The 7,473-nt window shown below is 66.0% G+C and carries 13 protein-coding genes; 7 read left to right on the top strand and 6 right to left on the bottom strand.

Features of this window, described 5'->3' with window-relative positions; all coding sequences use genetic code 11:
• Positions 1 to 202 precede the first annotated feature (202 nt).
• On the top strand, positions 203 to 1,693 hold the full coding sequence (locus AC1D2K_RS25495) for a Do family serine endopeptidase (RefSeq protein ID WP_478091980.1): 1,491 nt from the start codon (positions 203 to 205) through the stop codon (positions 1,691 to 1,693).
• A 206-nt stretch (positions 1,694 to 1,899) separates the two neighbouring features.
• Positions 1,900 to 2,160 (top strand): hypothetical protein, encoded by a 261-nt coding sequence (locus tag AC1D2K_RS25490; protein ID WP_478091978.1) that lies wholly within the window; start codon positions 1,900 to 1,902, stop codon positions 2,158 to 2,160.
• A gap of 11 nt (positions 2,161 to 2,171) precedes the next feature.
• Here the strand turns inward: AC1D2K_RS25490 and AC1D2K_RS25485 are convergent, their stop codons facing one another.
• A complete protein-coding gene (locus tag AC1D2K_RS25485) occupies positions 2,172 to 2,375 on the bottom strand; it encodes a hypothetical protein (protein ID WP_478091976.1) in 204 nt (67 codons plus the stop codon).
• A gap of 119 nt (positions 2,376 to 2,494) precedes the next feature.
• Between AC1D2K_RS25485 and AC1D2K_RS25480 the strand changes: the two genes are divergently transcribed.
• Together AC1D2K_RS25480 and AC1D2K_RS25475 are read left to right on the top strand one after the other, a co-directional pair.
• Complete coding sequence (locus AC1D2K_RS25480) at positions 2,495 to 2,875, top strand: FHA domain-containing protein (protein ID WP_478091974.1); 381 nt, start codon at positions 2,495 to 2,497, stop codon at positions 2,873 to 2,875.
• Positions 2,876 to 2,974: 99 nt separating this feature from the next.
• The gene (locus tag AC1D2K_RS25475; RefSeq protein WP_478091973.1) at positions 2,975 to 3,136 is read left to right on the top strand and encodes a hypothetical protein; all 162 of its coding nucleotides are present in this window, start codon (positions 2,975 to 2,977) and stop codon (positions 3,134 to 3,136) included.
• Positions 3,137 to 3,211: 75 nt separating this feature from the next.
• Here AC1D2K_RS25475 and AC1D2K_RS25470 read toward each other — a convergent pair whose 3' ends face one another.
• Positions 3,212 to 3,814: a DUF2939 domain-containing protein gene (locus AC1D2K_RS25470; protein ID WP_478091971.1), complete on the bottom strand. Its 603-nt coding sequence runs from the start codon at positions 3,812 to 3,814 to the stop codon at positions 3,212 to 3,214.
• The gene (locus AC1D2K_RS25465; RefSeq protein ID WP_478091969.1) at positions 3,811 to 3,984 is read right to left on the bottom strand and encodes a hypothetical protein; all 174 of its coding nucleotides are present in this window, start codon (positions 3,982 to 3,984) and stop codon (positions 3,811 to 3,813) included. Before AC1D2K_RS25465 ends, AC1D2K_RS25470 begins: the two co-directional genes overlap by 4 nt.
• 13 nt (positions 3,985 to 3,997) lie before the next feature.
• Between AC1D2K_RS25465 and AC1D2K_RS25460 the strand changes: the two genes are divergently transcribed.
• A complete protein-coding gene (locus AC1D2K_RS25460) occupies positions 3,998 to 4,366 on the top strand; it encodes a hypothetical protein (protein WP_478091967.1) in 369 nt (122 codons plus the stop codon).
• A gap of 163 nt (positions 4,367 to 4,529) precedes the next feature.
• On the opposite strand, the gene AC1D2K_RS25455 is transcribed toward AC1D2K_RS25460, so the two are convergent.
• Together AC1D2K_RS25455 and AC1D2K_RS25450 are read right to left on the bottom strand one after the other, a co-directional pair.
• Positions 4,530 to 5,054 carry a thermonuclease family protein gene (locus AC1D2K_RS25455; protein ID WP_478091965.1) on the bottom strand — a complete coding sequence of 175 codons (525 nt, stop codon included), beginning with the start codon at positions 5,052 to 5,054 and terminating at the stop codon, positions 4,530 to 4,532.
• 96 nt (positions 5,055 to 5,150) lie between these two features.
• Positions 5,151 to 5,459, bottom strand: a complete 309-nt coding sequence (locus AC1D2K_RS25450) for a hypothetical protein (protein ID WP_478091963.1) — start codon at positions 5,457 to 5,459, stop codon at positions 5,151 to 5,153.
• 161 nt (positions 5,460 to 5,620) lie between these two features.
• On the opposite strand from AC1D2K_RS25450, the gene AC1D2K_RS25445 reads away from it, so the two are divergent.
• Both AC1D2K_RS25445 and AC1D2K_RS25440 read left to right on the top strand, forming a co-directional pair.
• A complete protein-coding gene (locus AC1D2K_RS25445) occupies positions 5,621 to 6,535 on the top strand; it encodes a protein NO VEIN domain-containing protein (protein ID WP_478091961.1) in 915 nt (304 codons plus the stop codon).
• A 12-nt stretch (positions 6,536 to 6,547) separates the two neighbouring features.
• The gene (locus AC1D2K_RS25440) at positions 6,548 to 7,303 is read left to right on the top strand and encodes an SOS response-associated peptidase (RefSeq protein ID WP_478091959.1); all 756 of its coding nucleotides are present in this window, start codon (positions 6,548 to 6,550) and stop codon (positions 7,301 to 7,303) included.
• Between the two features lie 79 nt (positions 7,304 to 7,382).
• On the opposite strand, the gene AC1D2K_RS25435 is transcribed toward AC1D2K_RS25440, so the two are convergent.
• A partial coding sequence (locus tag AC1D2K_RS25435; protein ID WP_478091981.1) for a CDGSH iron-sulfur domain-containing protein occupies positions 7,383 to 7,473 on the bottom strand: 91 nt, incomplete at its 5' end.

Here is a 7,473-nt window from a genome sequence, read left to right as displayed (position 1 = left end):
GCGTGGACCCGGCCGGCGCAGCCAGGCCCGTTCGTGAAACACCGCGGAACCGGCTTCGCCGGGCCGCTGGTGTTGCCCCCGGTAGGGGGTGGGCGCCCGGACACGAAGTGCCGGGCAACCTGGGGGCGAGCCTTAAGCCCTTTTTAAGGGTCCGGCCCGACATTCCTTTCGTGCTCTGTTCCAACACTCGAAAGGATTCCTGATGAAAACCGGTTTGACCTCGCCCCGCGCGCTCGTGCTTTCGCTGGCAGCCGCCGGCGTGATCGGTGCCGTCGGTACCGGCGCCTACACCAGCGCCCGTGCCGTGGCCGCGCCGCCGGCGCAACCTGTTGCTGTTGCCGTCGCCGGCACCACCGCCCCGGTGGTGACCATGCCCGACTTCTCCACCATCACCGCGCGCGACGGCCAGGCGGTGGTCAACATCAGCGTCACCGGCAGCACCAAGACCGCCGGCGCGCAGGGCGGCCCGCAGATGGACCCGGACGATCCGATGTACGAGTTCTTCCGCCGCTTCGGCGGCGGCCAGGGCCCGCGCGGCCAGCAGCAGCCGCAGCGCGAGACCCCGGTGCGCGGTCAGGGCTCGGGTTTCATCCTGAGCGCCGACGGCATCATTCTGACCAACGCCCACGTCGTCAAGGACGCCAAGGAAGTCACGGTCAAGCTGACCGACCGCCGCGAGTTCAGCGCCAAGGTGCTGGGCTCCGACCCCAAGACCGACGTCGCCGTGATCAAGATCGAGGCCAAGAACCTGCCGGTGCTCTCGGTGGGCAGCACCAAGGAACTGAAGGCCGGTGAATGGGTGCTCGCGATCGGCTCGCCGTTCGGCTTCGAGAACACCGTGACCGCCGGCGTCGTCAGCGCCAAGGGCCGCTCGCTGCCCGATGACGGCTATGTGCCTTTCATCCAGACCGACGTCGCGATCAATCCCGGCAATTCGGGAGGCCCGCTGCTGAACACCCGCGGCCAGGTGGTCGGCATCAACTCGCAGATCTACAGCCGCAGCGGCGGCTACCAGGGCGTGTCGTTCGCGATCCCGATCGAGGTCGCGATGCAGGTCAAGGACCAGATCGTCGCCACCGGCCGTGCCACCCATGCCCGTCTCGGCGTCGCGGTGCAGGAAGTGAACCAGGCCTTCGCCGATTCGTTCAAGCTGGACAAGCCCGAAGGCGCGCTGGTGTCGAACGTCGAGAAGGGCGGCCCGGCCGACCAGGCCGGCCTGCGCTCGGGCGACGTGATCCGCAAGGTCGACGGCGAATCCATCGTCGCTTCGGGCGACCTGCCGGCGCTGATCGGCCAGAAGAAGCCGGGCAGCAAGATCACGCTCGAGATCTGGCGCCAGGGCGCGCGCGAGGAAATCTCCGCCAAGCTCGGCGACGCGGCCGAGAAGCCAGCCACCGTGGCGAAGAACGAGGAGAGTGGCGCCAACCAGGGCAAGCTCGGCCTCGCACTGCGCCCGCTGCAGCCGCAGGAGCAGCGTGAGGCCGCCGTCGACGGCGGTCTGCTGATCGCGGATGTCGGCGGCCCGGCGGCGCTGGCTGGGGTCCAGACCGGCGACGTGCTGCTGGCCATCAACGGCACGCCGGCGAAGAGCATCGAGCAGGTGCGCGAGGTGGTGGCGAAGGCCGACAAGTCGGTGGCCTTGCTGATCCAGCGCGACGGCAACAAGATCTTCGTGCCGGTGCGCCTGGGCTGAAGCAGGTCCGCGCGCAGCGGGCCCAAGTGCGACAAAGTGCCGGTTCGCGGGTTCATCGTCAAGGCACCGTGCAAAAGTGCCTTGGCATGAAAAACACCGAACAGTAACAATCCGGCAACAACTTAATAAGGGGTTTCCCGGTGGCACTTCGCGATATTGCACTGACTGTTCTTGAGCTCGAGCCCAACGAATTCCATTGGGTTCTGATGGAAGCAGTCCAGGCCGAGTCCGAGGAATGCCTGGGATTCCGGCCTGTCGACTGTTCGACACAAGGGGTTCCGGACTATTCGGAAGCCCTGATCCAGGGGGCCTCGGCACTTCGCGTGCTGCAAGGCCTCGCTCCGTTCGGCAAGCCGAAGACGCCGGTGAGCATCGGCGAAAGCGCTTCGCCCGACTTGGGCCATTCGGCGGCCATGTCCGACGATCCGGACTCCTGCATGTTCACGACCGACCACTCGGTCTTGTAGCGCTCTGGAACTTAGTGGTCCCGGGCGTCGAAATGCAGCGCCGTGACCGCGATCACCCGCGCCGCCTGCGAGCGGATGGTGCATTGCTGGGACAGGCCACGCAGCACCAGCCGCGGCGGTGTCGGCGCGATGCTGCGCGCCGGKGACCTGCGATGGAAGCCGACCGCCGCGAACGGCAGCAGAAACCTGGCAGCGAGCGTGAAGGGATGTTGCATGATCCTGACGGTACGCGGCTGCCGCGCTTTCGCCAATCTCTCCGAAGGGGGCAGGGCACCCCCAAAGCGACATAGGCCGGAAGGGGGCACCGCCTTCAGAGCAATCAAAGGACATGGATATGACAAGACTGATCGTGCTGCAGAAGAATGGCTCGGCCAGGCAGGTCAACGTGACGAACACTCCCTTCGTCATCGGTCGCGCCGACAGCTGCGACCTGGTGCTGGACAACCCGCTCGTGAGCCGTTCCCATGCCGTGTTCGAGGCCGTGGGCGACGCGCTCACGCTGCGCGACTTGGAGAGCCACAACGGAACCTACGTGAACGGCGAGCGGATGGAATCCGTCGTGCTGCGCAACGGCGACGAGGTCAAGATCGGCGGCTACCAGATCCGCTTTCTGTCGCAGGACGGTCCGATCGCTCCTGCGGAAGCGCTCCGGCTCGTGACCGTGCCGGGCCGGCTGACGGACATCGATTTGCAAAGGCTCGGCGCGAAACCCTGAGCGCACGCCTTTTCGGATGGCAACACCCTCCGTTTGGAGGATGCCCGCACGCGCATTTCTGGCGCACAGTCCGACCCTTGACGATTGCAGGAGCACAGCATGGACTCAGAGGTCTTGACCCTTGGCGCATTGGCGATCCTGGTTGCCGGAGGCTGGCTGATCGACCTGCTCAGTCATCGGGACCCGTCGCCGCTACAGCGCCAGATGGCCGATCAGATCAAGAAGTCGCTCGACACGATACGCGGCGTGCCGCTGCCGTGAGGGACCTCACGCGGCCCCACTTCGTGTGGATCGCACGCCACGGGGACGCCTGGCGCCGGCCTGGGGTGCGCCGGACTACTTCCTGAAGGTCGACGGCGGCATCCGGATGTCCGTGAGCTTCCAGTCGACGAAGCCGCTGCGCTCGAACACCAGGGCCAGCCGATCGGCGTTCGGTTCGTCGGGCTTTGCGGGATCGACCGCATAGGCCGTCATCTGGCTGGCGCCCTGGCGGTCGATGACCCAGCGGGCCTTCTCCTTCTTCTCGGGCGCGGCGTCGCCTGCAGGGCCCGGCGTGCCGGCAGGCGTCGGTGCAGCCGAGGGCTCGGAAGGCGTCTTGCCCAGCTTCCCGTTTTGCATCGCGGCCATGACCGTTTCAGGCCGGACCATCGCATCCACCAGCTGATTGACCAATCCGGTCCCGATCAGGCTTCCCAGCGCCGCGAACGGATTGCCCGCATCACCGGGCGCACCCAGCTTCTGCGCGAGCAGGACGGAGAACTGGCCCTTGAGGCTTTCGCGCAGCTTCGGATAGTCGACGTGCGCATTGAAGGCTTCAGCGTCTGCGCGCTGCGCCGCCTGCTGCAACTGGCGAACGGCCAGGAAGGGCGACCAGTACCAGTAGGCCGCAAGAGCCAGGAGCAGGAGGAGGGCGACGGCGGCGGCTTGGCGTTTTTTCATGCGCCGATTCTGCCCGGTGCCGGTGTTCGCAAGCCGGTGAGCCGGATGTCAAGGCGCTTGCGCAGGTTGCCGTTGTCACGTTCGGCAACCATCTTCACCGTGCGGACGTAGGCCCCTTGGAGGTGGCGCACGTTGTGTGCTGCACAGGGGGCGATTTTCGCCCTCGTCATCTGGGGAATCTCCTTGAACGTCGATCGATCTGCTTTCTTCAAACGGGCCGCTGCCGGTGTCGTGGCCGCCGGTGCACTTTTCGCTGCCGCGTCGGCCAATGCCCAGGTCAACTGGTCGGTCGGCGTCAACGTGCCCGGTGTGTCGGTCGGCGTCGCCGAGCCTGGCCCCGTGTACTACGAGCCGGCACCGGTCTATTCGCGCCCGGCTCCGATCTACTATCAGCCGGCGCCTCCCGCGTACTACAACCCGCCGCCTGTGTACTACCGTCCGGCGCCGGTGTACTACGGAGCACCTGCGCAGGGCTACTACGAACAGGGCGAGCGTTGGCGCCATCGGCATCACCATCGCCGGGATTGGGATGACCGCGGCGATCGGGACTAGGATGAAGCACCCCCGAAGCGCCTGCGGCGCTGCCCCCTCAAGGGGGCAATACCAGCGGCCCGGCAAAGCCGGTTCCGCGGTATTCCTGGACTTGGGCTGCGCCAGTTTCATGTGTCGCGGGTCACGCGATGGCGTCATGGAGCACTGAGTTGGACTCGGTGCGTCAATCGCCGCGTTCAGCCTGGCGCCATTCCCACGGCGGCATCGGGTCGGCGTCGCGCCAGAGCCCGACACGTTTCGCCCTGGCTTGCGCCTCGGCAAACTCGTACTGTCCGCGCTCCTGGGCCGTTTGTTCGCGGGCATAGGCCCGGTACCACCAGGCCATCCCGAGGGTGACCATCGCCAGGCCCGCGTCCAGCGTCTTGGGCCCGCCCGGCGCCGAGGCGGGCGCCACCATCACCTTGCAGACGCTGCGTCCGTAGCGATCGACATCGATGCAGTCGAGTTCGGCCTCTCGCATGTAGACCAGGCTGGACATGGCCCGCTTGGCGCGCTCGCCGAAGGGCTGGCGCCGCTCGGGCGCGTCGATGCTGTTGAGCCTGACCTTGATCGCCTTGTAGCGTCCGCCCGGGCCGCAGCGCGCCTTGAGCGTGTCGCCGTCCGAAACGCCCACGACAAGGCAAGTCTGCGGCGCGGCGTGGATGGCAAGAGGCAGGGTGAGCAGGAGAATCGCAAGAAGTTGTCGCATCGAACGATTCTCGCGTCGAACCCATCGTTCGATCCTGGCTTCCAAGAAGAAGCCAGGATCGCGAACTGACCCGGTCTCCGGCCCAACGGGCGGCGCTCAGCGCGCGCGAATCACGTCGGAGACGTTGCCGTTCTCGTTGACGGTGCAGTTGATCGCCGGTTGTCCGGCTCCGATGCTGAGGGTGACGACGTAGATGCCGTCCTTCATGGTGCTCGCATCGCTGGTCGGCGTCACGCTTGCCTTTGGCACCTTGTACTCGCGGGAGACGGCGTCGATGCAGCTGGTGCGCGACACCTGCGGCGAGGCGAAGCCGGCGAATACCGCCGGGGGCTGGTAGTTGGCGCAACCACCGACGATGGCGCCGAAGGCGATGGCGACCGCCACGGAACGACTGCAAGCAGGCATGTTGACTCCTTGGATTGCGGCGTATTTGTACGCCAAAGCAGCCTCACCGTATACAGCAACTCCGGCGATCTCGCCAAATCCCCCATGGCGGATTTGCTGAAGAGTTGCACTGCGCTTCGCGGCATACTTGAAGCGGTCACAACACACTTGAATTCTTCCGAATGGACAAAGAAGTCGACCCCGCGGTACTTGCGGTCATCAACGAAAAGCGCCTGCTGGGCGAGAAGCGCACACCCGTCGAAATCATTGCCAAGATGGGTGTGTTCGATGCGCGCGAGAAGGCGTCCGAACACGCCTGGCTGGCAACGGGCGACAACGTCATCGCCACCATGTGGGCGGAGTTCGTGAGCATCGGAGCCGGCGGGCGATGGTTCTATCTCGAGTCCCTGGATACGCAACATCGGCTGGCCGGCGGCGAGCGAAGTGCGCTGCAAATCCAGCGGGCCAAGGACCGGCTCCAATTGCTCAAGCGCTCGCTGGACGCGGGCCAGGGGTTGAGGATCGTCCTGCAGACGAATCGAGTCGCAATTTCCGATCTGGAGACCGACAAGGCTGCCAAGGTTTCGATGCGGGTGCCGGACGACCAGGAGTGGCACATCGCGACGTGGGATCCCGAGCAGAAGATCGCGGTCCTGGTCCGCGGCCCGCGCGGGTGGCTGCCGACCGAAGAAGACATGCTGGCCGCACGGGCGCGGGGCAGCGTTCCGGCCGCGGCGCCCGAAGCCCCATCTGGCCAGGCATCGCGAGAAGAGGTGCAGGCGGCCGCGATGGACTACCTGACGCGTCACTTCGCGGGCTACGGCTACAAGACCGAGAACGTCGCCGGTCAGAAGCTGGGCTACGACATCGAGGTGTCGGACAAGAAGGGCGCCACATTGCTCAAGCTCGCGGTGAAGGGCACTGTCGCAGGAATGGCAGGCTTCCAGCTCACGGGCGAAGAGCGCGCCTGCGCAAAGCGAGGGGATCCCTGGCGCCTTGCGGTGGTCACGGACGCCATTGGACCCGCGGCGCAGCACAAACTCTACAAGCCCTCCGAGGTCGACAAGGCCCCCGGCCTCGAACCGCTGCTGGAGTAGCACAATCTGCCGATGTGCAGCCACTACCAGGCCGAGAAGCGCCGCAAGCAGATCGAAAAACACTTCGGGATCACGCTGCCTCCCGACTGGGAGCCGCCGCCTGGAGGCCTGCACATCTACCCCACGCAGATGGCGCCGATCATCCGCCGGCCGCCCGAGCGCGGATCGGGCGATGAGGCCGTGCCGGATTTCGAGCTGGTGGAGGCGCGTTTCGGGCTGCTGCCCGGCTTTGCGAAGGACGCCAAGTACGGCCTTCAAACCTACAACGCACGCACCGAGACCGTCCGCGAACTGGCGAGCTTCAAGAACGCCTGGGCGAAGGCCCGACACTGCATCGTGCCGTGCGAGGCGATCTACGAGCCTGACTGGCGCACGGGTGATTTCATCCCGACGCGGTTCACCGCGGCCAACGACGAGACGCTCGGCGTGGCCGGTCTGTGGGCGCCGTGGCGGAATCCGGAGACGGATGCCTGGGAGTTGAGCTTCACCATGCTGACGATCAATGCCGACCACCACGCGTTGTTCCGGCTCATGCACCGGCCGGACCTGAAGCGGCCGCTCGAACAGCAGGACAAGCGGATGGTCGTGATCCTGCCGGAGGCGCAGTACGGAGAGTGGCTCGACGCACCGGCGCAACGCTCGATGGATTTCATGAACCAGTACCCGGCCGAGCGTCTGGCCATGACGGCGGAACCGCCGCCGCCAAAGGAGCCGAAGGCCAAGGCGGGGCGCGTCAGGAAGGAACCTCCGCAGCCATCCCTCTTCTGAGAGGATCCAAGGCAAGCGGTCGTCGTCGCGGGAAAACCGGCTCGGGCTCGCCAGCAGACGATGGCAAGCCGTCCCACATTCAGTTGTCGTCGTCCTGAAATTTGATGCTCCGGTGCGTACCGTCGCAGAACGGCTTGTTCTTCGATCCGCCGCAGCGGCACAGGGTAAAG

It is taken from the genome of Variovorax sp. P1_H12_2 (genome assembly GCF_056405335.1).
The sequence above is the reverse complement of the archived record's forward strand: the minus strand, read 5'-3'. Positions and strand labels throughout refer to the sequence as shown.

Bases quoted from the DNA above. Each gene is read 5' to 3' on its own strand.
- AC1D2K_RS25450 (WP_478091963.1), bottom strand. From the start codon at position 5,459: ATGCCTGCTTGCAGTCGTTCCGTGGCGGTCGCCATCGCCTTCGGCGCC.
- AC1D2K_RS25495 (WP_478091980.1), top strand. From the start codon at position 203: ATGAAAACCGGTTTGACCTCGCCCCGCGCGCTCGTGCTTTCGCTGGCA.
- AC1D2K_RS25445 (WP_478091961.1), top strand. From the start codon at position 5,621: ATGGACAAAGAAGTCGACCCCGCGGTACTTGCGGTCATCAACGAAAAG.
- AC1D2K_RS25490 (WP_478091978.1), top strand. From the start codon at position 1,900: ATGGAAGCAGTCCAGGCCGAGTCCGAGGAATGCCTGGGATTCCGGCCT.
- AC1D2K_RS25465 (WP_478091969.1), bottom strand. From the start codon at position 3,984: ATGACGAGGGCGAAAATCGCCCCCTGTGCAGCACACAACGTGCGCCAC.
- AC1D2K_RS25440 (WP_478091959.1), top strand. From the start codon at position 6,548: ATGTGCAGCCACTACCAGGCCGAGAAGCGCCGCAAGCAGATCGAAAAA.
- AC1D2K_RS25470 (WP_478091971.1), bottom strand. From the start codon at position 3,814: ATGAAAAAACGCCAAGCCGCCGCCGTCGCCCTCCTCCTGCTCCTGGCT.
- AC1D2K_RS25475 (WP_478091973.1), top strand. From the start codon at position 2,975: ATGGACTCAGAGGTCTTGACCCTTGGCGCATTGGCGATCCTGGTTGCC.
- AC1D2K_RS25480 (WP_478091974.1), top strand. From the start codon at position 2,495: ATGACAAGACTGATCGTGCTGCAGAAGAATGGCTCGGCCAGGCAGGTC.
- AC1D2K_RS25455 (WP_478091965.1), bottom strand. From the start codon at position 5,054: ATGCGACAACTTCTTGCGATTCTCCTGCTCACCCTGCCTCTTGCCATC.